22 protein-coding genes and 1 tRNA gene are annotated in these 26,074 nt (G+C 40.0%); 15 read left to right on the forward strand and 8 right to left on the reverse strand.

Translation table 11 applies throughout. The annotated features are described in order from the left end of the window. Nucleotides 1–106: 106 nt before the first annotated feature. The 7 genes from IJS99_06275 to gmd are packed head-to-tail and all read left to right on the forward strand — an operon-like array spanning nucleotide 107 to nucleotide 8,052. Nucleotides 107–1,492, forward strand: coding sequence for a hypothetical protein (locus tag IJS99_06275; GenBank protein ID MBQ7561421.1), 1,386 nt, complete (start codon nucleotides 107–109; stop codon nucleotides 1,490–1,492). Further along, nucleotides 1,470–3,326 carry a 1-deoxy-D-xylulose-5-phosphate synthase gene (locus tag IJS99_06280; GenBank protein MBQ7561422.1) on the forward strand — a complete coding sequence of 619 codons (1,857 nt, stop codon included), beginning with the start codon at nucleotides 1,470–1,472 and terminating at the stop codon, nucleotides 3,324–3,326. The genes IJS99_06275 and IJS99_06280 overlap by 23 nt, the downstream gene beginning before the upstream one ends. After that, a complete protein-coding gene (locus tag IJS99_06285) occupies nucleotides 3,316–4,116 on the forward strand; it encodes a TlyA family RNA methyltransferase (protein MBQ7561423.1) in 801 nt (266 codons plus the stop codon). The genes IJS99_06280 and IJS99_06285 overlap by 11 nt, the downstream gene beginning before the upstream one ends. Before the next feature lie 9 nt (nucleotides 4,117–4,125). Further along, the gene (locus IJS99_06290) at nucleotides 4,126–4,728 is read left to right on the forward strand and encodes an ankyrin repeat domain-containing protein (GenBank protein ID MBQ7561424.1); all 603 of its coding nucleotides are present in this window, start codon (nucleotides 4,126–4,128) and stop codon (nucleotides 4,726–4,728) included. 23 nt (nucleotides 4,729–4,751) lie between these two features. Then, the gene (locus IJS99_06295) at nucleotides 4,752–5,621 is read left to right on the forward strand and encodes an ABC transporter permease (GenBank protein ID MBQ7561425.1); all 870 of its coding nucleotides are present in this window, start codon (nucleotides 4,752–4,754) and stop codon (nucleotides 5,619–5,621) included. Nucleotides 5,622–5,643: 22 nt separating this feature from the next. Next, a complete protein-coding gene (locus IJS99_06300; protein MBQ7561426.1) occupies nucleotides 5,644–6,927 on the forward strand; it encodes an ATP-binding cassette domain-containing protein in 1,284 nt (427 codons plus the stop codon). Nucleotides 6,928–6,954: 27 nt separating this feature from the next. Then, entirely contained in the window at nucleotides 6,955–8,052 is a 1,098-nt protein-coding gene (gene gmd / locus IJS99_06305; GenBank protein MBQ7561427.1) for a GDP-mannose 4,6-dehydratase, read from the forward strand. 51 nt (nucleotides 8,053–8,103) lie between these two features. Here the strand turns inward: gmd and IJS99_06310 are convergent, their stop codons facing one another. The 7 genes from IJS99_06310 to IJS99_06340 form a co-directional block, all read right to left on the reverse strand. Continuing rightward, the gene (locus IJS99_06310; GenBank protein MBQ7561428.1) at nucleotides 8,104–11,019 is read right to left on the reverse strand and encodes a PD-(D/E)XK nuclease family protein; all 2,916 of its coding nucleotides are present in this window, start codon (nucleotides 11,017–11,019) and stop codon (nucleotides 8,104–8,106) included. Between the two features lie 25 nt (nucleotides 11,020–11,044). Next, entirely contained in the window at nucleotides 11,045–11,458 is a 414-nt protein-coding gene (locus tag IJS99_06315; protein MBQ7561429.1) for a hypothetical protein, read from the reverse strand. After that, nucleotides 11,459–11,737 (reverse strand): hypothetical protein, encoded by a 279-nt coding sequence (locus IJS99_06320; protein ID MBQ7561430.1) that lies wholly within the window; start codon nucleotides 11,735–11,737, stop codon nucleotides 11,459–11,461. It lies immediately after the preceding gene. 77 nt (nucleotides 11,738–11,814) lie between these two features. Continuing rightward, nucleotides 11,815–13,014 (reverse strand): NADP-dependent isocitrate dehydrogenase, encoded by a 1,200-nt coding sequence (locus IJS99_06325; protein ID MBQ7561431.1) that lies wholly within the window; start codon nucleotides 13,012–13,014, stop codon nucleotides 11,815–11,817. 99 nt (nucleotides 13,015–13,113) lie between these two features. Then, nucleotides 13,114–15,387 (reverse strand): hydratase, encoded by a 2,274-nt coding sequence (locus IJS99_06330; protein ID MBQ7561432.1) that lies wholly within the window; start codon nucleotides 15,385–15,387, stop codon nucleotides 13,114–13,116. A 118-nt stretch (nucleotides 15,388–15,505) separates the two neighbouring features. After that, entirely contained in the window at nucleotides 15,506–17,017 is a 1,512-nt protein-coding gene (gene galT / locus IJS99_06335) for a UDP-glucose--hexose-1-phosphate uridylyltransferase (protein MBQ7561433.1), read from the reverse strand. A gap of 7 nt (nucleotides 17,018–17,024) precedes the next feature. Further along, on the reverse strand, nucleotides 17,025–17,690 hold the full coding sequence (locus IJS99_06340; GenBank protein MBQ7561434.1) for a hypothetical protein: 666 nt from the start codon (nucleotides 17,688–17,690) through the stop codon (nucleotides 17,025–17,027). A 422-nt stretch (nucleotides 17,691–18,112) separates the two neighbouring features. Here IJS99_06340 and IJS99_06345 point away from each other — a divergent pair, with 422 nt between their 5' ends. Beyond that, entirely contained in the window at nucleotides 18,113–20,350 is a 2,238-nt protein-coding gene (locus tag IJS99_06345; GenBank protein ID MBQ7561435.1) for a dynamin family protein, read from the forward strand. 10 nt (nucleotides 20,351–20,360) lie between these two features. Here the strand turns inward: IJS99_06345 and nudC are convergent, their stop codons facing one another. Continuing rightward, entirely contained in the window at nucleotides 20,361–21,119 is a 759-nt protein-coding gene (nudC, locus tag IJS99_06350) for an NAD(+) diphosphatase (protein ID MBQ7561436.1), read from the reverse strand. A 391-nt stretch (nucleotides 21,120–21,510) separates the two neighbouring features. Here nudC and IJS99_06355 point away from each other — a divergent pair, with 391 nt between their 5' ends. From IJS99_06355 to rpmF, 7 genes are all read left to right on the forward strand, one after another. Next, nucleotides 21,511–22,224, forward strand: coding sequence for a hypothetical protein (locus tag IJS99_06355; protein ID MBQ7561437.1), 714 nt, complete (start codon nucleotides 21,511–21,513; stop codon nucleotides 22,222–22,224). 15 nt (nucleotides 22,225–22,239) lie between these two features. Then, nucleotides 22,240–23,139, forward strand: a complete 900-nt coding sequence (locus IJS99_06360) for a nucleoside phosphorylase (protein MBQ7561438.1) — start codon at nucleotides 22,240–22,242, stop codon at nucleotides 23,137–23,139. Then, entirely contained in the window at nucleotides 23,140–23,676 is a 537-nt protein-coding gene (gene hpt / locus IJS99_06365; protein ID MBQ7561439.1) for a hypoxanthine phosphoribosyltransferase, read from the forward strand. A 176-nt stretch (nucleotides 23,677–23,852) separates the two neighbouring features. Continuing rightward, nucleotides 23,853–23,942, forward strand: a tRNA-Ser gene (locus tag IJS99_06370). A gap of 41 nt (nucleotides 23,943–23,983) precedes the next feature. Further along, nucleotides 23,984–25,180: an acetate kinase gene (locus IJS99_06375; protein MBQ7561440.1), complete on the forward strand. Its 1,197-nt coding sequence runs from the start codon at nucleotides 23,984–23,986 to the stop codon at nucleotides 25,178–25,180. Then, nucleotides 25,173–25,733, forward strand: a complete 561-nt coding sequence (locus tag IJS99_06380; protein MBQ7561441.1) for a DUF177 domain-containing protein — start codon at nucleotides 25,173–25,175, stop codon at nucleotides 25,731–25,733. The genes IJS99_06375 and IJS99_06380 overlap by 8 nt, the downstream gene beginning before the upstream one ends. Nucleotides 25,734–25,780: 47 nt before the next feature. Next, nucleotides 25,781–25,981, forward strand: coding sequence for a 50S ribosomal protein L32 (gene rpmF, locus IJS99_06385; GenBank protein ID MBQ7561442.1), 201 nt, complete (start codon nucleotides 25,781–25,783; stop codon nucleotides 25,979–25,981). Nucleotides 25,982–26,074 lie beyond the last annotated feature (93 nt).

The raw sequence follows: 26,074 nt of genomic DNA on the forward strand, positions 1-26,074 counted from the left end.
CAAATTTTATTTTATGGGATAATTCATTAATATATTATACGATTTTGAAAGGAAAAAGCGATAAAATAAACAAAGAAAAATTTTGCCGGAGGTGTGAATTAAATAAATGTCAGAAAATATTAACGAACTGTATAACAAAATAGATTTCTTAGTCAATGGAGGCGCGCTCAAAAGTTTAACAGACTTTCTTGACTCTAAATCTATACGCGCAATTATCGTACAGCCTTCAGGAATTAATAAATTAAATGTCTTGGAAGCAGCCGGACTCGTCCCCTCAAGTTTGACTCTTGATGATGATATTTCAAAACTTTTTACACATAATGTCGTTAAAGAATCTTTTGAGCTCGATTACTCGGAAGACTCTGACTCTTGGCCTTGTATTGTCAGAATCAGGGGCGAACACTGGGAGATTTATATAATGCTCAAGGATAAGCCGCAAAATATTAATGAATTTCTTGACGAGCTGAAACCCTACGCAGGATTATTGAGACTTTGGCAGATATTTATAAACATTTCAGCCAGTGAGAAAAAATTATCCCGGTTGTCTTATATGATTCTCGCTACAAAAAATACTCTCGCGTCAATCTTTGAGCCCATGCCGCTGCAATATTTCGCCTCATTCCTGACTGATGTATTGCAAGAAAGTTTATTCCCGAAATCTATAGCAATTCTCCGAGACGAGGGGAATTATTTAACTGTCTTTAACGGCAGAGCTGACAATATACCAGAGCGAAAAGGTATTTACTCTTCACAAATTTTGCCGCCGACTCCCGTAATCACAAAGAATGACTCACCGTTTGAAGTTGTCTTGCCGGTTGCTGAAGGAGAAGTCAGACTCTTTTGTGTTATGAACTGGGACGAATTGCCCGACGAGCAGACTATGAATTTTTTAGAGTTACTCGGAAATCTCGCAGTAAGAGCTATAGCAATCAATAATTTACGCGTTCAATCACAGCAGGCAGAAGCAAATATCTCAACAGGAGAATTTACTGTATTATCACTCTCTAACGTGTTAAAAGTTTTGCGCAATTCCGAGAATAAGGGCCGATTCCTTTCTCTGCTCGTTGAAATATTTATAGAACAATGCCGCATGCCTAATTGTTTATTAGCAGTCTGGAACAAAGCCCGCAAAGGTTATACACTCTCAGAACGCCGCACGGGACATTTCAGAAGCAACATAGACCCGACATTATTGCCGTCAACTGATGGGCCTGTCTCACATGACAAAATAAGCGATGCAGTTTACGATTTGGAAAAAAGTTCAGCGGACTCAATTTTCAGATCGTGGGGCTTGGCCGGCTGTCCTTGGAAAGATATTTTAAAGTCGTCATCAATGAAATATATTTTTCCGATTTGTGATGATTCGTCGCTCGTGGGAATTATAGCACTGGGAGCAGGTAAAGAAGGCCGGAATGTTTTAGACCGTGCTCAGCTTGCTTCTTTGGAATTAATAGCACAATTTGCCGCCTATGAATTCAGACGATTTGATTAATAATAATAATAAATTCTTAAAACCGGGATTCACTCACAAGGATTTATTAAATTTATGCGATAAAGATTTGCCCGTGCTGGCTGAAGAAGTGCGGGCAGTTATTATTGACACCGTGAAGAAAAACGGCGGTCATTTAGGTTCGTCGCTCGGAGTAGTTGAGCTTACAATTGCTATGCTGCGGAAATTTGACCCCTTCAATGACAGAATTATATTTGATGTCGGCCATCAGTCTTATCCGTATAAAATTTTGACAGATAGATTTGACCAGTTTCACACATTGAGACTTAAAGACGGGATTTCAGGATTCCCCCGACGTAACGAGTCGCCCTGCGATCACTTCAACACAGGACACAGCAGCACATCAATATCTGCCGCACTGGGTTATGCTAAGGCACGGGACTTATTACAGGAAAAAAGACACGTTATAGCATTCATAGGGGACGCGTCATTAATTAACGGGCTGGCACTGGAAGCACTTAATTACGTTCACGAGACAAAGACGAAATTAATTATAATACTCAACGATAACAGGCACTCAATCAGCAACAGAGTCGGCGGTTTCTCCACGATTTTAGCTCGTCTATCAGCAAATACTACTTATAAACGCATAAAGAACGCAATACGAAAATATACGCCGGTGAGATTCAGCAAAACACTTGAAAAAATTCGCGACCTAATCAAGAAAATAATCAAGCCTCATAATATTTTTGACGATTTAGACATAAATTACTGGGGGCCGTTTGATGGTCATGACATTAAGAACGCAGAAAGAATCCTAGAACTTGCGAAAAATTTTGACAGGCCGGTTTTATTGCATTTCAACACGGTTAAAGGCAAGGGATTCAAGCCCGCAGAAGATGACCCTACGAAATATCACCAAGTTTCGCCGGCAAACGAAAAGAAAGCCCGCACATGGAGTGAAGCAGCCTCACAGATTGCCGAAGAATTTGCTATAAATGATCCTCGTATAATCTGCTTTACTGCTGCAATGTCAACCGGAGTAAAACTCGAAAAATTTTCGCGTCAATTTCCTAATAGATTCTGTGATGTAGGAATTGCAGAGAGTCATATGCTCACAATGGCTGCCGGACTTGCTGCGGGAGGTATGAGGCCGTGGGTGTTTATTTACTCGACATTTTTACAGCGCGCTATGGATCAATTAATGCACGATATAGCACTGCAAAATTTGCCAGTTGTCATAATGGTAGATAGGGCCGGACTCTCAGGTTCAGACGGTGATACACATCAGGGATTACTCGATATTTCATGGTGCCGGGCGATTCCTAATCTGCAAATTTTTACGCCTTGTGATGAGTCTTCACTAAAACAAGCTATGATTATCGCCTCAAAACGTGAAGGGCCGACTCTTATTCGTTATCCTAGAGGACATATACCAGCGCAAAATTTGAGTCCTGATTCTGATTCTCCTATTGTGAAAATTTTTGACGGCTCTACCTGGGCATTACTGGGACACGGTGCAAGCGTTCAGACAATGATAGAGACTCGGGAACTCGCGAAAATAAAAAATTTTGACCTCCCAGCCGTATATGATATTAGACGAGTCAAGCCGCTTGATATAAAATTACTTGATGAGATTCTTGCGCGTTATAAAATTGCCGCAGTCATTGAAGAAAGTTATAAATCAGGCGGACTCGGTGAAGATGTTGCAAGTTATATCGCAGGGAATAAATTAGACGTTAAATTATTGCAGTTCGCAGTGCCTGATATTTGCGTGAAACATGCGACTCAATCACAACAAAGGGAGCTATACGGTTTGACAGCCGAAAATATTTTGAGTAATTATCGCAGTATTATTAACAAGAATGAAGAGTAAAGAAAGGCTTGATAAATTACTGCCTGAACTTGGCCTTGTAGAGACGAGGAATAAAGCTCAGGCATTAATAATGTCAGGAAAAGTCCGGGTAAACGGCCAAATAATAACAAAGTCGGGCGCACTCTTTGAACGTAACGAAAAATTTACGCTTGACGAGATCCAAGAATGGGCGAGCAGGGGCGCAAAAAAATTATTACGTGCATTTGAAGTATTTAATCTTGATATAAGTAATAAAATTTGCGTTGATTTTGGAGCGTCAACAGGGGGATTTACTGATGTAATGCTTTCACGAGGTGCAAAAAAAGTTTATGCCGTTGATGTCGGTCGTGGCCAGTTAATTTGGCGGCTCGCTAGTGATTCGCGCGTTGTAGTAATGGATCGGACTAATGCAAGATATTTGACTCGTGAAAATTTTGAGGACTCTATAAAGTTCGCCTCGTGTGATGTCTCGTTTATATCGCTTAAATTAATTTTGCCGGTTATTAATGATATTATTGACGATGACGGCCGAGCAGTTATATTAATTAAGCCGCAATTTGAGGCAGGACGCGAGAAAATTTCTAAAGGTGTAGTGCGAAATCGTGAAGTTCATGCGGAAGTCTTGAGAAATATTACAAGTTTCATAGAGTCAAATACAAAATTTTTTATTTCAGGGCTGACTCATTCGCCTATAACCGGGCCCGAAGGTAATATAGAATTTCTTTGTTATCTGACTCGCGCTGAGTCAGATTTTTTTGTGAACGTTGACGCGGTAATTGACGAGGCTTATAAATTTTTTGAGAGGGTGTAAAAATTTTTCATGACAAAATCAACAGAAGATTTCTTGATACTCTGTGCACATGGGAAGCGCAAAGATTTAGAGAAAGCCATATCACTGGGTGCGAATCCTAACGAAATATTTTATCCGGCTATGGGACTCCGGAAAAACGCGCTTGATATTGCAGTCTCAATGAATAATACTGAGGCTGTAGAAGTATTAATACAACACGGAGCTAATCCAAATTTTCAGGATATTAACGGCAGGACGGCTTTAATGTATGCTGTATTAGTGAGTTCTGAAATGGTAGAAACTTTATTAGATAACGGAGCAGATCCCGATATTCAGGACACTTTAGGGAGGACTCCGCTTATATTGGCAGTCTCAGGGAATGATATAACAATGAGAGATTTTATTAAATCATTAATCAGGACCGGAGGAATCAGAGCGCAAGACAGTAATTTATGGCTTCAAATGGCGTTTATTTATTCGGCAGTGTGCAGAGATTTGCAGGTCGAGTCAGTAAAAATTTTGCTTGAACACGGTGCAAACGCGTCATTATGTGATAAAAGAGGCATGAACGCGAGAAATTATGCAATGGCTTCAGATGATGACGAAATTTTTATGATGTTAATGGGATATTAATATTTAGGAGGCATTAATTTTTTATGGGAGCAAGAAGTAAACTCAAAAAAATAATAATGGGCAGTAATTCGGGCGAATTTGATTTAATAATTGAGCCTAACAAAACAAGTGTAGACTTTTTCAGGGAGCTTATAAAATTTCGTGAACTATTTTTCTTTCTCGCGTGGCGTGATATTATCGTGCGCTATAAACAAACTATTATCGGAGTTGCATGGAGTCTCATAAAGCCATTTTTAAGCATGATAGTATTCACTGTTATATTCGGCAAAATCGCGAAACTTCCAAGCGAGGGCGTGCCTTATCCTATTATGGTATTCTCGGCGTTGTTACCATGGCAGTATTTCTCGAATGCAATGTCATCAAGTGCGACATCAGTAGCTAGCGCAGGCCACATGGTTGGAAAAATTTATTTTCCGCGTTTAATTCTGCCTACATCTTCAGTGCTTGTATGTGTAGTAGATTTCTTTATATCATTTGCAATGTTGTGTTTATTAATGCTTGTATATGGCTTCATGCCCTCACCGTATATATTTTTGCTGCCTGTTTTCTTTATACCTGCTACAACTACGGCACTTGGAGTCGGTTATTTTCTTGCTTCTCTTAACGTAAAGTATAGAGATTTTACGCATTTAGTGCCATTTATTGTCCAGTTTGGTTTATATGTTTCTCCGGTCGGTTTCTCAAGTTCAGTTATTCCTGAAAGATGGAGATTGTTATATAGTCTTAATCCTATGGTAGGGGTCATTGACGGTTTCAGATGGTGCATTCAGGGGACTTCTGTATCAATTTATATGCCTGCGTTTATTATCTCGATAGTAGCATCAACAGCTGTATTTATTTTCGGGCTTAATTTTTTCAGGAAGACAGAAAGAACTTTTGCGGACTTTATTTAATTAATCAGGAGGAAAAATTTACATGCTGGCAATAAAAATTGAAAATTTAGGAAAATGCTATCAGCTGCGTCATAATTTGAATTGGCGTTTATATGACGTTATGAGCGACGGTTTATCGAGACTCAAGCGCAGAATAATGCATCCATTTATAGAACGTTCCAAACCGGCCGGCTCTGAAGATTTCTGGGCATTACGTGATTTATCATTCAATGTTGAACAGGGCGAACGAGTCGCACTAGTGGGACATAACGGCGCAGGAAAGTCTACAACTCTAAAAATTTTAAGCCGCATAACTAGTCCGACAGAAGGCAGAATCTCTCTAAAAGGCCGCGTATCAAGTTTATTAGAAGTCGGAACAGGTTTTCACCCCGAATTAACAGGCCGCGAAAATATTTATCTCAATGCGGCAATACTGGGAATGCGGCGAAATGAGATAAAACAAAATTTTGACGCAATAGTCGATTTTGCAGGAATTGAAAATTTTTTAGACACGCCTATAAAACGTTACTCAAGCGGGATGTCTGTAAGACTTGCATTTGCTATAGCTGCTCATTTACAGTCAGAAATATTAATAGTCGATGAAGTTCTCGCAGTCGGTGATATAGACTTTCAAAAAAAATGTCTCGGAAAAATGGACGATATAAGCCATCAGGAAGGCCGGACGATTTTATTTGTTAGTCATAATATGGGAGCTGTCTTGCAATTATGTAACAGAATTATTTGTCTCGAAAAAGGCCGCATGGTATTTGACACAACGGACGTTGTAGAAGGCGCACAGAAATATATGAGTTTCTCAAAATTGACAGAGAGCGACGCAGAATGGCATAACCCCGGCGATTTATACGAGAATGAATATTTTAAGCCGTTAAGATTCGGATTATATGATTCAGAAGGCAAAATTAACTCGGCTTCAGTCAGGCGCAGTGATGATTTATTTGTCGAGATTGAAGGCATTGTCAAGAAACCTGACGCGGCACTCGGTGTAGGCTATGCAATGTATAATCAATCAGGAAATTTGCTTTACTGGACATTTCACAGCGATCAAGCTAACAGCGATAAAGAAATTCCCGTGTTGAACGGCCATGTTTGTTTACGCGCAAGGGTACCGCTCGAATTATTAAATCTAGGCCAGAAATCTTTACAGCTAGCAATCAGAATCTATAACGGTGAATGGATAGCTACCCCGGGCAGAAGTCAGCCGCCTACTCTGACATTTTTAATAGAAGGCCCGATTAACGCGTCGCCCTATTGTGTAGTACAGAGAACGGGAGATTTTGCAGTCAACGGCTCATGGCAAATTAAATAATTTATTAATCAGGAGAATATTTTAATCATGAACACAAAGAAGGCACTAATAACAGGAGTAACAGGACAAGACGGCGCATATTTGACGGCTTATTTGCTGAAAAAGGGCTATGAAGTTCACGGACTCAAACGCAGAAGCTCAATTTTTAACACAGCAAGAATCGACAATTTTTATAAGGATTTGCACGAAGAAGGACATAAATTTTTCTTGCATTACGGAGATTTGACGGACTCATCGAATTTAATTCGAATTGTGCAGGATATACAGCCCGATGAGATTTATAATTTAGCGGCTCAGAGTCATGTCAGCGTATCATTTGAGACTCCGGAATATACGGCGGACTCTGACGGACTCGGACCTCTTAGAATTCTTGAAGCGATAAGAATATTAGGACTTGAGAATCACACAAAATTTTATCAGGCCTCAACTAGTGAATTATACGGCAAAGTTCAGGAGACCCCGCAGAAAGAGACGACACCGTTTTATCCTAGAAGTCCATATGCAGCAGCTAAATTATATGCTTACTGGATCACGGTAAATTATCGCGAGGCTTATAACATGTTTGCATGTAACGGGATATTATTTAATCATGAGTCAGAATTACGCGGAGAAACTTTTGTAACTCGCAAAATAACCCGCGCGGCTGCAAGAATTTCACTCGGACTGCAGGAAAAAACTTATCTGGGCAATCTTGACGCAAAAAGAGACTGGGGACACTCTGAAGATTACGTTAAAGCAATGTGGATGATTCTACAGCAGGAAAAACCCGAAGATTTTGTAATTGCTACAGGTGAGACTCATTCAGTGAGGGAATTTGCGACACTTGCATTTGCTGAGGCGGGAATTAATATCGAATGGCAGGGCAGCGGCATTAACGAGAAGGGAATTAACACAAAGACAGGGCGCGCAGTTATTGAAGTTGACCCGCGATATTTCAGGCCGACTGAAGTGGATTTATTGCTGGGTGATCCGTCAAAAGCTGAAAAAGTTTTAGGATGGAAGCGCAAAGTTTCATTTATTGACCTCGTTAAAAGAATGGTGCGTTATGATCTTGATTTATTCAAGAAAGATATATTAATTCGTGACGCCGGCTATAAGGTTCAAAGCGCATTGGAAGAAATATAAATTTTTTGCGTGCCGCCGTCTCCCACCCGCCCACCCCGACGGCGGCTTTTGTTACTCACTGCTAGACTCTGACTCGGATTCGTCATTGTCGTTATTATCACTAAATAATTTCTCACCTTTGAATTCACCTTTACGGCATAAGCTCTTGACGTGGCAAAATCTGCATAAATCAGAATTATATTCAGGCTCAAATTTACAAGTTTTCAGAATCTCAGCGGCGCACTTCATAGCGTATTCTCCCTCGTCGACTCGTTCGGAAATATGAGTCTTTATTTTGCCCTCTTTCGTGTATTGAGCGAAAAATTTTGACTCTGACTCCTCAAAGCTGCCCGCTATTTGCCCGTCATTCAGGCCAAGTATATAGACTCCTGATAGATCGCATTTATATTGTCTCGTGAATAATGCCGCGTAACACGATAATTGCAGGCCGGTATTAAATTTTTTGCGCTGTTCACTGTTCCAGCTATAAGACTCGATTTTCACGGAAGATTCATAATTTGTGCTCGTGCCTTCTTTGTAGTCAACAATAAAGGCTATTTCTTGAGAGTCCGGACTCCGCAAAAATTCTATCCTGTCGCATTGTCCTAAAAATTTTACCCCGTCAATCTGTGCTAATAAATGCGCGTCTTCTTCCAGTAAAATTTTAGTGTGTTCATAGCCCGCGCCGTGAAGTGATTCAAGTATCGCGCTTTGTAATAAGCTCAATCTATCAACTCTGAATTTTACGCCGTCTAAATGCCTTCTCAACCTGAAATCTTTTATCAATCTTGCGAAATTCTGATAATTTTCACTGACTTGTAATAAATTTTCCCATTCAGATTTTGTGATATTCAAGAAAATTTGCCCTGATGAGTTCATATTTTCGCGATAACGGAGCCAAACGCACTGCCAGAATTTGTGAATCATATTCCCCCATTCGATGGGCGATACTATGTCGGGATTTTGAGCGTATAATTTCGCCTGCCTCTCTTGATACCATAAGAACGGACATAATAATAACTGTTTAATGTCGCTTGCTCCGACTGCATTTGCTTGAGCGTGTATAACTGGAATCTCGCGTTTAATTTTTCCGTCCGAGTCAATTTCAGGGAATATATAGCCGTCATTATTCAATAAAATATTTATTTTTGCCGGATTAGCTTTTACTCGATTCCAGTTTGGCAAATCTTCAAGAAATCGCTGCATAAATTGTGATTCTGAAACTGGGCGGCCCTCGTCGTCTAATTCAGGACGTGAAATTATCGTAAAATTTTCGCCGGTTTGTATAAGTCGCCTGAATAATGCCTCTTTCTGAATAGCTTTCTCTTGAATGGTCGGCAAATGGGCTTGATTCTCGTCAAGTTTTCTGCGTTCTTCAGTGCCTAAGAGGGGCGAACTTGTTATATTAGCTGACCACGTTTTTTGCGTGACTCCTGTCATGATTAACACAGGAAATGAAGATAAAACGGGCGGCGTTCCTGTAAAGATTCTCACTGAATTAGAAATCTGCAAGGGTGCTCGTGTGTTCGTGTTTCTGCACCATCTCTCAAGAAAATCAAATGACTCATCGCCTTTGATTCTTGTATCTTGAACGCGTCCTAAATCCGGCATTAATTCGTCGAGTCTCAAAACTTTTTGCGATATTGTCTCGATTGCGCTTGCTGTCTGCCGTGTAGTCTCGTCAAGTTCGGGAGTTCCCGCAATTTTCGTTAATCTGTCAAGCCATAAGCCCGGAGTCGTCAAGAAATCCCTAAATGCGTGCATAATCCCGGCCGGAGTCTGATTTAATTTAAGTGAGCCGCAAAATTTCTTTATTGACTGAATAGCAAGTAAAGCCGTATTAAATGACTCGCCGATTGATAAAAATTTCTCCCAGTTCTCAAGCCCCGAATAACCCGCCCGATATGCTTTCATGACTGGAAATTTAACGCCCGCAAAACATTCTTGAGTGAGTAATAATGCGGTCTCATAGGTCGGAAATTGACGAGTGTATAAATGTCTGATTGACGCTAAAATTTTTCCGGGCAATGTCGTATTAATGGGTATTCCCAATTGAAAGCTAAGGGGGATTTTATAGCGTTTGAATGCTTGCATAAATAAATCTTCACGGCCTTGATTTATAGTTATGGCAATCGAGTCAAAACCTGAAAATTTTTGCGAGTTGAGAATAATTTTATCTTGCTGCCATAATGCAAGAGTCCGGGCTATTACTTCAGGTTCTAAATCGGGTTCAGCGGCGGGGATCTCTATAATTTGCCCTGATGATTTTTCCGGAGTGAACGCTATATTAAATTGTGAGTGTGCATCTCTGAAATTTGCTAAATTCGTTTCAGGCTTGAGAATTATAATTTTTTCGCACCTGTCCTGAAGAGCATATAATAATTCAAGCTGGCCGTGAGTGAAAGAAAGAAAGCCGGTAAAAATTATTATTAAATCCCGTCCCCATGCTTGAGTCTTTAAAAGCTCGTTATATGCTTCTGTGTAAATTTGCGCGCTGTCAAGTAAATCATAATTATTCAAGTATTCAAGATAGCGGCTGTAAATTTCAGGCAGTAAAAACTCTGCCGGGTCGCTGCTTTCAGGATTATTAATTAGTTGCGAGGGTCTGACAGCTTCATTTAAGAGTTCGCGAATATCACTCGATAAGATTTCAATAAATCCCGGTCTCATAATGCCCGGCCATTGTTTAATTTTTTCGCTGCGTTCTGATATGACTTCATTAAAAATATTATTCAGTATTAATAAATGATCGGGCGGAGATAAAATTCTCTTGCGCTGAATATTCCCGAATGAGCAAATATCGTTATAAATTTCTTCCCATGTCCAAAGAGTCAAATTATTTAATTCCGGCCTGTAATTCTTATCTTTGCGAGAAGGAATTATGAATCTCAAATTTTTTTGCCGGCCTGGAAAATTTTTTATCTGCGAGTTAATTAATCCCGTTAAATCCGAAAGTTTATTATATGCAAAAATTTCTGTAGTGTTCATGATTATATAAAATTTGCAGGACTCGTTACAGCCCTGCTTTGATAGTTATTTCTGTGTCGCCTGTGTTCTCGAACATTTCAACGCCTGAGTCTATATGTCCGAGATATTGACGTGTGAACTTTTCGCCGTTCTGCCTGTATAGAATAACTAGACATTTTTGAGGCGGCCAATAAATTAAATCTCCGACTTTGTAATTATCAGATACAAGTTTGCTTGCCGGTAAAGCGTCCTTCATGAAATAACACATTTCGCGCGAGTATAAATCCTGCATTGTAATTGTCATAGGCAGTCTTGAGAATAATTCACGGCTGGCCGGGTTATCTTCAAGTTTTGCGTTAAGAGTCTTCCCGTTCGCAGTGATAGTTATATTCATTTCTTGAGCGTAAAGAGTCCCCGACATGGCAAGAAAAATTATCAGCGCACAAATTAAACTCTTCATTTAGCCCCCGCAGCCGCCTGAGCAGCCCGCACAATTTCCGCCGCAGCTTCCTGATCTCCAAGCAGCTATAACGGGCACGAAAATATTTAATATTTCAGGAACTTGATCGGCTCCAACGTCTGAAGAGTTAATTGCAAGTGCTTCCATGACTAATTCCGGAGTCTCGTAACCGTCTAAAATAGTTTGTACAATATCGCGTAAATAAATTTCTTTTTCCGGACAAACTGGAGTATCTGCCGGAGCTCTTCCCCAGTCAATTTTTGTTTCTGTAGCTGGCATTGTATAACCTCCCATAAAATTAACCCGCAGAACCCTGAATGAGTCCCGCGGGTCTTGTTTATTATTATAGCGCGTGATTATAATTTTGCTGCTATTGCCTTGATAAATTCATTAGAGTCAACAACATGAGGCACAACACCCTCACAGAGTGCTGATAAATCTTTAGTCATGACTCCGCCCTCGATTGTCTCAATAGTGGCCTTCTCAAGTTTATTTGCAAATGCAACAAGCTCATTATTTCCGTCAAGTTCGCCGCGTTTTCTTAAAGCACCGCTCCACGCAAAAATCGTAGCAACTGGGTTAGTTGATGTCATTTTGCCCTCGTCTCTATAACGGTAATAGTGCTTTGTAACTGTTCCGTGTGCTGCCTCGTACTCAAAATTGCCGTCCGGAGAAACTAATACGCTTGTCATCATAGCAAGAGACCCGAAAGCAGTAGATACCATGTCGCTCATAACGTCGCCGTCATAATTCTTGCAAGCCCAGATAAAGCCGCCTTCTGAACGCATTACACGAGCAACTGCGTCATCTATTAACGTGTAGAAATAAGTGATTCCTGCTGCGTCAAATTTCGCTTTATATTCCGTCTCAAAAATTTCTTGGAATAATAATTTGAAAGTTTGATCATATTGCTTTGAGATCGTATCTTTTGACGAGAACCAGAGATCTTCTTTTGTTGAGAGTGCGTACTCAAAGCAGCTGCGGGCGAATGATTTTATTGACGTGTCTTTATTGTACATTGCCTGCAGAACTCCGGGACATTCGTAATCGTAAACGGTCTCTCTGAAAGTTGCGCCGTTCTTGCCCGTGAATAATAATTCAGCTTTGCCCGGTTCGGGGACTCTGAACTCTGTGCCGCGATAAACGTCGCCGTATGCATGTCTTGCAATAGTAATCGGTTTGTGCCAATTTTTTACGACGGGTTTAATGCACTTAGTTAAAATCGGCTTCCTGAAAACTGTACCATCAAGGACAGCTCTAATTGTGCCATTTGGACTCTTCCACATTTCGTGGAGATTATATTCTTCGACTCTCTGCTTATTCGGGGTGATAGTTGCGCATTTGACTCCGACTCTGTATTTCTTGATTGCTTCGGCGGCCTGCCATGTGATTTTGTCGCCCGTCTCGTCTCTTTTCGGCAATCCCAGATCGTAATACTCCGTGTTTAACTCTACAAACGGTGAAAGCAAATCATCTTTGATAATCTGCCATAAAACGCGGGTCATTTCGTCGCCGTCCATTTCGACAATGGGTGTTGCCATCTTGATTTTGCTCATAGAATGAATAAATCTCCCTTCATGAAAATAAAAATTTTATAATTTATTCGAGTGAGTTCCCCCCGACTCATAAAATCAGGGGGAATTGCTGCCAAATTTTTAGCGCGCCTTGTCCCTGTTGAAATTAATCAAGCAGCCTGCTTTGACTATATCGCGCTCATTTGCTGTCATGTCCTGAATATAAAGCTCGGCTTCTTTCACGCGGCCGCCTTTGATAATATATGCCTTAATGCTTGAGAGTTCGTTTTTATCGAGTGCGCTGCGAATTCCCGGGACATAAACATAATCACCGACTTCAAAATCAGGTTCGCCCTTAAGATGGAACGGAATCATGCCCCAGTTCATACAGTTAGAGCGATAACGTTTTGTAGCATACTCTTGAGTGATATTTGCGAGTGCTCCGAGAACTCTTTGACATGATGCGGCCTGCTCACGTGCTGAACCGTCGCCCGGTTTATTCGCGTAAATTGTTGAGCCGATTTCTATAGTCATAGGGTCTGCGTTTTCTTGGCCGGGAATTGCCTTAATAAGCTCGTAGACTTCTTTCAAATCTCCGTGTGCCGGGTTTATACCCTTGAGTCTCTCGTACTCAATTTTCTGTACTTCTTTTGCTTTGCCGACATATTGCGGATCTCTGCGTGAGAGTGTGAATTCTGCCAGCCCTAAAGGAATCGACCTGAACGAAGAAGTTTCGCCCGACGGTATAAGCTCGTCAGTTGTAGTAACTTCATCAAGAATCTTAGAGACAACCCGCAATAAAATATTTTCTGCGAGTGCTTCCTGCTCCGGCCAGTCTTTAATATTCGGTCCGAATCTAATCGGCGACTCAAGATTTGCCTTACCGAATCCCCAGTAGACTCGCGATTTATAGGCCTTGTCGTCATAGTGATATGCGGGAATATCGCCCCAGCAGTCAAGATCTTCTGCGCTTGTGAGTTTGCCTCCGTTTGCTGCAGTTGCTGCGATTGAACGTGCATCCATGAGTGCCACCGCTGACATTTGACCGTTGCCCGGCTTTGATCCTTCTCTGTTAGGGAAGTTACGAGTCGTGTGTCTGATTGAGAATGCATTATTTGCCGGAGTATCGCCAGCCCCGAAACACGGCCCGCAAAATGCCGTCCTGATTACTGCGCCCGCGTCCATTAAGTCAGCTAAGAATCCTTTACGGTCTAAATCAATAAATACCGGTTGACTTGACGGATATACGCTCAAATAAAACTCATCAAAGCCGCATGACTTGCCCTTGAGTGCGTGTGCTGCCTCGACAACGTTTGTATAATTTCCGCCTGCACAGCCTCCGATTACTCCCTGCTGTACCATTAATTTGCCGTCGCTCGTGATTTTGTCCATAAGCGTGAAGGTTGCCCGGCCTCCTGCTACTTTTTCGGCTCTCTTCTCAGTGTCAGCAAGAATATCTTTCATATTTGCGTAAAAATCTGAAATCGTATAAGCATTTGACGGATGGAACGGGAGCGCGATCATCGGCTTAATTGTCGATAAATCAATTTCAACGCAGCCGTCATAATATGCAACGTCGGCAGGATTCAATTCGCGATAATCAATTTCTCGGCCGTGTTCTGCTAAATATGCCTTAGTGTCTGAGTCAGTTCTCCATACTGAAGACAAGCAAGTAGTCTCAGTTGTCATTACGTCGACTCCATTTCTATAATCCGTAGTCATTGTAGAGACACCGGGCCCGACAAATTCCATGACTTTATTTTTGACGTAACCTTTTTCGAAAACTGCTTTAACGATTGCAAGTGCTATATCATGAGGTCCGACATATGGAGCTGGTTTGCCGGTTAAATAAATCGCAACGATTCCGGGATAAGCTACATCATATGTGTCCTGTAAAAGCTGCTTAACGAGTTCGCCGCCGCCCTCTCCGATTGCCATAGTTCCTAATGCGCCGTATCTAGTGTGAGAGTCTGAGCCTAGAATCATTTTGCCGCAGCCCGCAAACATTTCACGCATAAACTGATGGATTACTGCAATATGCGGAGGGACATAGATTCCGCCGTATTTTTTCGCCGCACTGAGTCCGAAATAATGATCATCATCGTTAATAGTTCCGCCCACTGCACATAAAGAATTATGGCAATTCGTCATTACATACGGGAGCGGAAATTTTTTCATTCCTGAGGCTCTAGCAGTCTGAATTATGCCTACAAACGTAATATCATGTGAGGCCATAGAGTCAAATTTAATGCGCAAGTGATCCATGTCATTCGAAGTATTATGCGACTTCATGATTCCATAAGCGATAGTGCCCTTTTTAGCGTCTGCCTTGTTATATTTTCCGTCGGCTTGGCTTTCAGGGACTATCTGATTTCCATTGATGAGATAAATTCCTTCATCGTAGAGTTTAATCATTGTGATAATATACCCCCTCGAATAAAATTTTTTTGTGAATATTTAGAATTTGTTAAGAATGATTATATCAGCAAAACGAAAATAAATGCTACGTGTAATTGTTGAAATTTTTAGCTATTTATTTCAGCACTGACTCAACAAATTTATCAAATGCCGCGAGTCCTTCAGGTGTACGCTTATAAACTCCGCTGTCAGTCAAAACCTGTGCGAAAACATGCCCGACTTCATTACGCAGCATATTTCTTATTTCTGACTCGCCAGTCAAGCCCTGATATTTACTGCGCAAAAATTTATACCATTTTCCGTGTAATTCAAGCTCGGACGGCAAATTTTCTTTATTTGAGAGCCATGACTCACAAATTTTCTCAAGCGAATTCTTTAATCTTGCAGGTAACACAGCGAGTCCCATGACTTCAATCAAGCCGATATTTTCTTTCTTAATGTGATGGACTTCTGCATGAGGGTGAAAGATTCCCAGCGGGTGTTCATTACTCGTGCGATTATTGCGCAGAACTAAATCAATCTGATAATTATTATTTAGCATTCTAGCAATCGGAGTTATTGTATTATGTGCCTCACCGTCAGAATAAGCAAGAATATCAACGCTTGAGTCATTCCATTCACGCCACGCCGATAAAATTTTGTCGGATAAATTTATGAGTTTTTCAGGATCTTGAGACTCGAGTCTTATTGCTGACATGGGCCACTTGATTCGCCCTGCTTTGACTCCTGAATATGAATCAGGTAATTTATACTCGTGTTCAATCTCGGCATTATTCATAGCAAAAATATACCGCCCGCCCTGATAATGATCATGCGACAAGATTGAGCCTCCCACTATGGGCAGATCTGCATTTGAGCCGACAAAATAATGCGGAAATTTCTCAACAAATGCCAGCAAATTCTCAAAAGTTTCGCGATTTATCAACATGGGAACGTGTTTCTCGTCAAGCACTATGCAGTGTTCATTATAATAACTATACGGCGAATACTGGAAATACCAATCACGCGAGCCGAGTTTTACAGGAATAAGCCTTATATTTTGCCGCGCCGGGTGTCCGTGATGACCGTAAAAGCCTTCATTTTCTCGGCATAATAAACACTTAGGATAGCCCGATGATTTTATAGCCCGTGCCTTTGCTATATCGCGGGGATCTTTTTCTGGTTTTGACATGTTGATTGTTATATCTAGTTCGCCGTAATCTGTTAAAGTTTTCCAGCAAATATTTTTAGCTGTTCGTTCTGAGCGTATATAATTCGAGTTTATGCCGAGTTTATAAAAATAGTCAGTTGCTTTAACAGGGGACAATTTATATAACGAGTCAAATTTTGCTATAACATCAGACGGACGGGGAGTCAAGACTCCCATTAATTTTGTGTCAAGTAAATCACGCTCTGTCTCTGTATTCTCGATTAAATTATTATCTGCTGCCCAGTCTAAAATTTTCGCTAAAATCGAGTCCGGTGATGTCTTATCAGCTAATTCACTTGATAAATTTTTCTCGAACTCAAACGAATTCAGGCCAAGCACCCCGATTAAAGAATTAGCAGCCCAGACTCTATCTTCAGGTGAGATTAATTCATGATGTAAAGCAAAGCTAATTAAATTATTCAGCTCGTGATTAATCATTAATAAATTACTCCTTCCATGAAAATTTTAGAGACAAAATCGCCCATGTGTCTTTATTTGCGAACTTGTAGGGCTTTGCAGTCGCTGTAAAAGCTGCCGGCCTGATTGATGGGTTGTCAGAGTGATAAATTTCGCCGGTCATTGTTATAATTTTGCTCTGTCTTGATACTTTCTGAACTTCAGCATATAAAAGTGTGTCGCTCTGAAAAGTTGCCGGGTTGAAGTGATAATTTTTGCCGTCAAAATGAGCTTGTTCTGGTTCGTCCGCTGGGTCGCCGTCGTCTGCTCCTTCAGGTAAAACGCCTAATATACTCGCATGTTTCACGGGTAAATCAAAAAATTTTTTGACTGACTCAGCTACAAATTTCGAGTCTATTATTTTCGGGCCGTATTCACATTTTTTGTCAGGACAATTTTTTATGCGTGTCTTGCTGTTGTTTATGATATTATGAGCGATCCCGAAAAATATTAATCCCTCATTCTCTGAAGGACTCCCTAAATGAGTAATGCCTTCATTTCCGCCGCGCTGTACGTCGAAATCGTAAAAATTTGCTTCCGTGAAGTTGCTGATAAATGTACTCATGCGCTTGAGTTCGTTGTTTTCTTTACTGGCTCCCATAGTGAAGAGTAAAATTATTACAAGAATTATGCTTATAAAAAATTTGCGTCTCATCGTGATTCCTCCTGAAAAATTTATTAATATTTTCTAAGAATTATAGCAACATAGATATATTTATTTAGTGTAGAATACATGAAAATATTTTAGTGATTCAGCCGCAAAAATTATGCAGAAATTGAAGTATTTTACTAATACATTTACTAATACAAAAATATTAATTTTTCACAGTTATATCAAGAACTAACAGAGCTAAAAAATTTCGTTATATGCATAAAAAAGTTTTATAATTTCACGCAAAAAATTTCGCAATTATTTCGAATGAATCACGTCAAAAAATTTTCACGAATCAACGGGACTTGCTATAAAAAATTTCTCGTAAATCTTCACGAACTCACGCAAAAAATTTTTCGCAATATATTCAAATCACTATGATATTATTTACGCAATAAAATTTATAAACGAGGGCAGCAATTTTTATGCAAAATCTTTCTGAATGGGTAAACGAAAATTTTATAAATTCCTATCATTCGCCGGACTTGACTGTAATATTTCCGTCGAGAGAGATATATTTTTCTCCTGAACTCATGCAAGTTATGCGGCTTAATAATAATACTTGCCCGAAAACTTTAGATCAATGGCTCGAACTTTGCCACCCTCAAGATCACGCTAAGATCTCAAAATTTGAGAAATTTATTAACGGCCATGAAAATTTTTTATCGCTCACAAGAAAATTATACTGCGGGGACGGTTTTTATCGTGATTTCAGATTAGACGCGTTTATTCAGAGAGATTCAAATTATAGACCTGTAAAATTATTCGGGCGTGAGACTCTTGCGTTAAGTGCTTGGCTTGAGAACTCTTCAGAGGGGGATAAGATTCAATGCATTGACGATAACGGCAGAGTCAGGATTCTTGAATCAGTCAGAATTCAGGGAGTCATGACTCTAAATGATATTAGCGCAATTGAAGATTTAGAACAGGAAAATATGAGGCTCAGGCGGGAAATTCAGCGGCGAATCTTTTCGAGGAGTCCGTCTTTATTGCAGCTTTCAAGCATGGGAGCAAATGAGACTCTTTTACGGGCTGAACTCGAAGAAAATATTAATGCTGCTCTTAATGTCTTAACGGGTAACAGTCAATTAATTGCGCTCAGGCGTTCACTAAATGAGACAAATTTAACGATCGGGATAACTGGACTCACAAGCAGCGGGAAGTCTACTTTTATGAATGCTTTACTAGGCGAAAAATTAATCCCTGAACAGACAAGGGCAACGACAAATATTCCCATTATATGCCGGGAAGGAGAAGTCAGGAGCGCAAAAATTTTTTATCAGGACGGCAGAGTCGAAAATATACAAAGCTCAAAATTAACTCCGTCTTACATGCGAAATATAGCGAGCGAAAATTTTAATCCTTCAAACCGTGCAGGTATAGCAAGAATCGAAATAATTATGCCGGGAGCTTTAATTCCTGAAGGGCTGTGCTTTATTGATACTCCGGGATTTGACGCTCTTGCAAGTTCAGGAGGGGCAGCACTTAGAAATATTTTGCCGGAATTGGACATTATTATTTACGTTACTCCCATAAGATCAAGACTCAAGGCTTCAGACTATGAATTTTTGCGGAATATTATGAGTTTGAATCACGAAATTATATTTATATTATCGCAAATAGATTTAGAACGCCCAGACTCAGAGGCCGGACGAATAATAAAATCTGCTCATGATAAAATTATTGCTGATATTAAAGCGATTCAGTCAGACATGAAAAATTTTGCGGGTATTAATTGCGATGTCGTACCAGTCTCGGCAAAAATTGCGCTTGAAAAATTTTACGATAAACGCTCCCCCGAATGGCTCGACTCAAATATTGAAGGAGTTGTAAATTATCTCGCTCCATTAAGAAAGAATGCTTTTTCACGAGCCCTATTTTTACGCACTGAACGGACTCAGAAAATTATAAACTTTGCACTTGAGAATAATAATTTAACAGGGTCATCAAAATGGAGATTGCAAGACATAAGCGAGAACTTGCAAAAAATTTTATTATCACGCAAAAATTTACCCGAAATCACACAAATTTATTCGATCAGCGAGGGAGCATTTACAGACAATAAGCCCGTGAGTCTGCTTAACTCGCTAATAACTTCAATGCGTGAACGTGAATTCAGAGAAAAATTTTTCTCGCTTAAAGCAATAAAATATAAGAAATCTCATAAAATTATTTTACTCGGAGCAGATAGAGATCAAAGCCTGAAACTTTTTGCACGTCTAGCACATAATTTAATATATGAAAATTTGCCGGAGGGTGAAATCTCTTCAAGTGAGTGGCTTTATTCAGGTCATAATCCACCGTTTGAGAGTATTTTACTGCCTTCTATAGGAGTCAACGAAAATATTTTAATTGCACCGTCTAATTCAAGAATGAAATTTATTCCTGACTGGCACAAAATTTTCCGCGAATATGTACCAGTTATAAGCATTGATTTAGCTCGGCTTGATTCGGGATTATCAGATTTAGCGTATTCGCCTTATATAACGGGTCTTGCTTTGTCAAAATGGGTGCTAGTTTTCGGGAATGCCGGACTCTTTGATACGCGTCAAACTGATTTAATTTCAGAAGTCCCCGAACGAGTTAATGAATTTGTCGAGCTTAACGGCTTAAAGAGTCCTGACTGGTTCATATTCGAGAATTATAAAATTTTCCAGATTTAATATTAATTATTTAATGAGTCGCGATAAAATTATCAATTAATTTTCTTGCGATGCTGGCTTTATCGGGAATGTTCATTTTATTAATTTCGTCGCAAGTGTAAAAGCCTGCTGACTCAATTTCTGAGCCGTCGGGGTGTAATTTGCCTGATTTATATTCAGCAGTGAATCCCAGCATTAAAGAATTCGGAAACGGCCAAGTCTGTGAGCCAAAATATTTTATATTGCATACTTCAATCCCGACTTCTTCGCGAATCTCACGCATTACTGTATTCTCAAGGGACTCGCCGGGCTCAACAAATCCCGCAATTATGCTAACTCTATCACTTGGCCACGCTTTATTATGAGCTAGCAATAATTTATTCTCACATTCAACAGCTACTATTACGGCCGGAGATTGAGGCGCATAGAAGACTCTTTTACATGACGGGCAGACTCGTCCGAAATCGTTATTACTGGGCATTAATTTATCTCCGCAGAATGAGCAGATTTTTACGTTCCTGTACCAGTTCGCAAATTCCCACGCACCTGAAGCACGAGTAAAAGCCTCTAAGCCTCCTAAATGATATAATTCACGAAGATTTATAAATTTTTCGTTGTCAAATAAATTTATCGAGTCAACGTCAAGCCACTTAGTTAAAACTTGCCAGCAATCCGGAAATTTTCGCGAGTCGTTCACAATCTCAACGCCCGAATGTGAATTTATATAATCATTATCAAAGTCGTAATTATTGCCGTTCACTAAAATTTTTTCTCTGTTAAATACTAACATGATTTATAGCTCCTTTTGTGCTAGTTATAGCATAATATACAACAAATTTATATATTGCGTGATTCTTAACGAGTCGCCCGTATTCATTAAATTAGTTGCTCGTAATATCGAGTAATCCCCGTCCGCCTAAAAAATTTATTCCCAGCTAATAACTTTTACAGCTGCACATTGATTTAATTAGTCGCTCGTTATGTTGCGTAATTCCTGCCCACTCAACAAAATTTTATTCCCAACTAATAACCGTTATCGCAAAATAATAAATTTAATGAGTCCCCGCCGCCTACCTGATTCCTCCCACCCGCCCGCCCGATAACGAGATTCCCCCGCACATGAAAAAATATTATGCGTTCTTGCTATAATAAATAAAATTTTTCTGTCAGGTGATGAGTAAATGCAAACGTTAAATACTTCCGGTAAATCGGGCTTAGAAGCTGTAGAAATTGTGAAGGCTGCTATAAATGAGAATGCAAACGAGAACGAGCTGAAAATTTTAATTGACGGCCCCGCTCAATCTGATAAACTCATGAGATTTTTAGAGAATGAAGGCGACTTTAACAGCGTAACTCTTGAAGACGATGAGGGAACTCTATATATTATTGCGTCAGGCCGGCAAATAGAGCAGCAAGAAAACGAATCCGGAAAAATTTTACTGGCTCCCATTGAAGCGAGTCAAGAATTACAAGAATTACCAGCTCCGGAAATTCACGAATCACAAGAAATACAACCCGTGCAGGAATTAACACAGCAAAAAAATATAAGTCTCACAAAAAATGTAGTGATTCAGGACTCACTAGCGATAATTTTATCGTATGAAAACAAGAAATATAGAGCTGCTTTTATGCAGAAATTTATTCACGCCCTGACTCAAGCAAAAATTAAGCCTTCAATCATTGCATTACTCGATAACGCCGTAAATTTAGCTGTCTATAACTCTAAAACTTGTAAAGACCTGAAAATTTTAGAATCAAGCGGCGTAAACGTGTTAATCTCTGACTCTTGCGCTGATAGACTCGGAGTTAGTGAGGCACTCGGTGCGGGCTTATTAACTGACATGAGCGAAATTCTTGAGAAAATTTTTTCATGCGAGAAATTATTAAGTCTATAGGAGGGGGATTTTTTCATGGAAATATTTTTATTGCTAATTGCGTTAATATTTATCTCGTCAAAATGCTTTGCTTCTCAAAACTGGGAATCAAGCGCAGATAATCCCGTAATGTCTGATAATCTTCAATATCATATACACTGTAAAGACGGCGATATAAATAAATATGTCTTACTGCCCGGAGATCCTGCACGAACTGATTTAATAGCTCAAGAATGGGACGAGTCAAAATTTATAGCTAATAACCGCGAATATAAAACTTTCAGCGGCAAAATCTCAAATATTCCCGTGAGTACCTGCTCAACTGGTATAGGCGGCTCATCTGCTGCAATTGCCATTGAAGAACTTGCTAACTTGGGCGCGAATACTTTTATACGTATAGGGACATGCGGGGCGATTAATCCTGAAATTAACTGCGGGGATATTATAATCTGTTCGGGAGCTGTCAGACATGACGGAACAAGCACAAATTATGTCGAGTCTTCTTATCCGGCAATGGCTCATCATGAAATTATTTTAGCTTTAATCGAGGCATGTGAGAGGCTCGGCAAAAAATATCATGTCGGAATTTCTTGTTCTACTGCGTCATTTCACGCGGGGCAGGCTCGGCCGGGATTCAAAAATTTTTCGCAGTCATTTCACCGTGAAAGAATAAAAGATTTACAGGATTCACGGGTCTTAAATTTTGAGATGGAAGCGGCTACTATTTTTACACTTGCTAATTTATACGGACTAAGGGCGGGGGCGGTCTTTGCTGTAGTTGCTGACAGGAATAAAAATAAGTTCGTTTATTCAGGCATTGAAGACAGTATTATAATTGCAAATGAAGCTGTAAAAATTTTAGCAGACTGGGATAATTTAAAAGGTGAACGCAAATATTTTTATCCCGGACTGTTAGTAAATCAGGAGGCTAAATAAATGGCATATAAACTCGGTAATGTATTAATTTCGCGCGAAAAAATTTCAGGACGAATTAAGGAACTCGCCGAACAGATCGCAAAAGATTATGAGAAAGATAACAGCGTAGTTTTTGTAGGAATTCTCACGGGAGCAGCAATATTTTTAACGGACTTAATGCGAGAAATGCCCGAAAATATGGACGTTAGAATGGATTTCATGTCCGTTGCATCATATGGAGACAGCACAACAAGCTCCGGAGTTGTTAGAATCTATCACGATTTAAAGAAAAGTATCGAGGGCAAAAATGTTATAGTCGTTGAAGATATTATTGACACGGGATTAACTTTATCGCATTTACTTGACATTCTCAGGGCTAGAAATCCTAAGAGCTTGAAAGTTTGTGTGTTACTCGATAAATACGAACGCCGTAAAACTGAAGTAAAAGTCGATTACTGCGGATTCACGATTCCCGATGAGTTTGTTGTCGGTTATGGACTCGATTATGCTAGCAAGTGGCGGCACCTGAAGGACATTAAAAGCGTAGTAGATGAATAATTATAAAGCGGTCTTCTTGAGAGATTAATTTTTCAGTGAGACTGCAAATTTTATTAATACAAGTTAAATTTATTTGTTAAACATTCAAGCCCGTTAAATTAAATTAATTGACAACGTGATAATCACAAAGTTATAATAAATCCCGTCAATCATTTCTTCTTATGCATTATTGATGTGGAGACGTGGCCGAGTGGTCGAAGGCGGTTGACTCGAAATCAACTGAGCGGCTTGCCGTTCCTAGAGTTCGAATCTCTACGTCTCCGCCATTTTTTTATTATATTTATGAAAGCAGGTTAATCAGAACGTCATGAAAATTCTTGTAATCAATTGCGGCAGTTCGTCACTCAAGTATCAACTATTTGACATGGAAAATGAGTCAGTCTCGGCAAAAGGTCTTGTCGATAGAATAGCAATAGACGGCTCTAATATCACTCACAGGAAAACAGGAGCAGACCCCTTCAAAATCGAGACTCCCATCAAAGATCATAAAGCAGCAATGAATCTCGTACTTGAGGCATTACTTGATAAAGATCACGGCGTTCTTAAATCTCTTGATGAAATTTCTGCGGCTGGTCATCGTATAGTTTCCGGCGGTGATTACTTCAAAGAGGCAGTACTCGTTAATGCTGAAGTCATGGACGCATTGAAAAAATGTATTCCCCTCGCGCCTTTACATAATCCCGGCCATATAATGGGAATTGAAGCGATTCAGCACGCCCTCCCGAAATTGCCGAATGTCGTAGTGTTCGATACAGCTTTTCACCAGACTATGCCCGATTATGCTTATATGTATGGCTTGCCCTATGAATTTTACGAGACTCACAGAGTCAGACGCTACGGAGCACACGGAACGAGTCATCATTTTGTCGCGCTTAGGACGGCTGAAATTCTCGGCAAAGATCTGAAAGATTTAAAAATGGTAACTTGTCATTTAGGTAATGGGAGCTCAATTAGTGCCGTCAAAAATGGGAAGTGTATAGATACTTCAATGGGATTAACGCCCCTTGCTGGAGTCTTAATGGGAACTAGAACCGGCGACATGGATCCCGCTTGTGTGCCTTTCGTTCAGAACATCACGAAATATTCAGCCGACGAAATGAATAATTTCATGAACAAGAAGAGCGGATTATTAGGAATTTCCGGAGTCAGCAGTGATTTACGTGACGTGGAAGACGCAGCAAATAAAGGCAATGAGCGCGCAAAACTTGCTATAAACATGCTCGAATACGGCATAAAGAAATATATCGGAGCTTATACGGTCGCTATGGAAGGTCTTGACGTGTTAGTTTTTACGGCAGGTATAGGCGAGAACAGCGCGGCAACTCGTGAGGCAGTCTGCAAAGGTCTTGAATTCATGGGCGTAAAAATTGACCCCGCAAAAAATAATATCCGCGGAAAAGAGGCTATCGTAAGCACTGATGACTCAAAAGTTAAAGTCTTAGTCGTTCCTACAAATGAAGAATTAATGATAGCACGCGAAACAAAGAGAGTAGCTTTTGAATAAATTATTTAGTGATTCACAGAAAGCAATAATAAATCTTCCTGCAAGAAATGATAACGAGACAGAAAATAATTTCTCGTTTGACTTTCCTGCGGGGAGTCTTGATATTTCGAGACAGGAATTTATATTCCCGTCGGGCTTGCATGTTGACTCGTGCGTTAAATGGCTTGAGGAGTCTTTATTGCTCGTAAAAATTGCTGTTTCCTGCGAGATTCAATCAGAGTGCGCCCGCTGTCTTAAACCTGTTAATCTTGAAATATCCGGCGATTTAATGTATCTTTATTATTCGCATGGTAATACGGCCTTCGATGAGTTCGGCGATTCTTATGATGAATATATGCCCGTTGAAGTAGAATATTTTGCGCGGGTTCTTGATATAATGCCGCAGATTAGAGAGAGCGTTTATACATTGCTTCCGACTAAGATTTTATGTAAAGAAGACTGCGCGGGGTTGTGTCCTGAATGCGGAGCGGATTTGAATCTAGGCAAATGTTCATGTGTAAAGCAAATTGCAGATCCAAGGCTCGAATCATTGCGAAATTTTGTCATTGAATGAGTATAATATAATATAGTAAGTGAAATTTTATAGGGGGATTTATTAACATGGCAACACCCAAAAGGAAAACATCTCATGCCCGAACATCCCAGAGAAAAGCAAACTGGCTCGGAGCATTGAGCGCACCAGTAACAATTAATTGTCCTCATTGCGGTGAGGTAACGCTAGCACATCATGCCTGCCCTTCATGCGGTTATTATCGCGGCCGCCAAGTAGTGAAGGTTAAGACAGAAGCAGCAGCAAGTTAATTAGTTATAAGTCAGGAGAATACGAAAATTTTAGAAATAGGCCGGAGGTGTGTATAAATGCATGTCTCCGGCTTTATTAAGAGGGATAATATA

The organism is Synergistaceae bacterium (assembly GCA_017444345.1).
Classification (GTDB): domain Bacteria; phylum Synergistota; class Synergistia; order Synergistales; family Aminobacteriaceae; genus JAFUXM01.

Coding starts and splice junctions, on each gene's coding strand:
- nudC (MBQ7561436.1), bottom strand. CDS start 21,119: ATGTTAGTATTTAACAGAGAAAAAATTTTAGTGAACGGCAATAATTAC.
- IJS99_06330 (MBQ7561432.1), bottom strand. CDS start 15,387: ATGATTAAACTCTACGATGAAGGAATTTATCTCATCAATGGAAATCAG.
- IJS99_06285 (MBQ7561423.1), top strand. CDS start 3,316: ATGAAGAGTAAAGAAAGGCTTGATAAATTACTGCCTGAACTTGGCCTT.
- IJS99_06355 (MBQ7561437.1), top strand. CDS start 21,511: ATGCAAACGTTAAATACTTCCGGTAAATCGGGCTTAGAAGCTGTAGAA.
- IJS99_06315 (MBQ7561429.1), bottom strand. CDS start 11,458: ATGAAGAGTTTAATTTGTGCGCTGATAATTTTTCTTGCCATGTCGGGG.
- IJS99_06360 (MBQ7561438.1), top strand. CDS start 22,240: ATGGAAATATTTTTATTGCTAATTGCGTTAATATTTATCTCGTCAAAA.
- IJS99_06340 (MBQ7561434.1), bottom strand. CDS start 17,690: ATGAGACGCAAATTTTTTATAAGCATAATTCTTGTAATAATTTTACTC.
- hpt (MBQ7561439.1), top strand. CDS start 23,140: ATGGCATATAAACTCGGTAATGTATTAATTTCGCGCGAAAAAATTTCA.
- IJS99_06325 (MBQ7561431.1), bottom strand. CDS start 13,014: ATGAGCAAAATCAAGATGGCAACACCCATTGTCGAAATGGACGGCGAC.
- IJS99_06310 (MBQ7561428.1), bottom strand. CDS start 11,019: ATGAACACTACAGAAATTTTTGCATATAATAAACTTTCGGATTTAACG.
- rpmF (MBQ7561442.1), top strand. CDS start 25,781: ATGGCAACACCCAAAAGGAAAACATCTCATGCCCGAACATCCCAGAGA.
- IJS99_06275 (MBQ7561421.1), top strand. CDS start 107: ATGTCAGAAAATATTAACGAACTGTATAACAAAATAGATTTCTTAGTC.
- IJS99_06345 (MBQ7561435.1), top strand. CDS start 18,113: ATGCAAAATCTTTCTGAATGGGTAAACGAAAATTTTATAAATTCCTAT.
- gmd (MBQ7561427.1), top strand. CDS start 6,955: ATGAACACAAAGAAGGCACTAATAACAGGAGTAACAGGACAAGACGGC.
- IJS99_06300 (MBQ7561426.1), top strand. CDS start 5,644: ATGCTGGCAATAAAAATTGAAAATTTAGGAAAATGCTATCAGCTGCGT.
- IJS99_06290 (MBQ7561424.1), top strand. CDS start 4,126: ATGACAAAATCAACAGAAGATTTCTTGATACTCTGTGCACATGGGAAG.
- galT (MBQ7561433.1), bottom strand. CDS start 17,017: ATGATTAATCACGAGCTGAATAATTTAATTAGCTTTGCTTTACATCAT.
- IJS99_06375 (MBQ7561440.1), top strand. CDS start 23,984: ATGAAAATTCTTGTAATCAATTGCGGCAGTTCGTCACTCAAGTATCAA.
- IJS99_06295 (MBQ7561425.1), top strand. CDS start 4,752: ATGGGAGCAAGAAGTAAACTCAAAAAAATAATAATGGGCAGTAATTCG.
- IJS99_06320 (MBQ7561430.1), bottom strand. CDS start 11,737: ATGCCAGCTACAGAAACAAAAATTGACTGGGGAAGAGCTCCGGCAGAT.
- IJS99_06280 (MBQ7561422.1), top strand. CDS start 1,470: ATGAATTCAGACGATTTGATTAATAATAATAATAAATTCTTAAAACCG.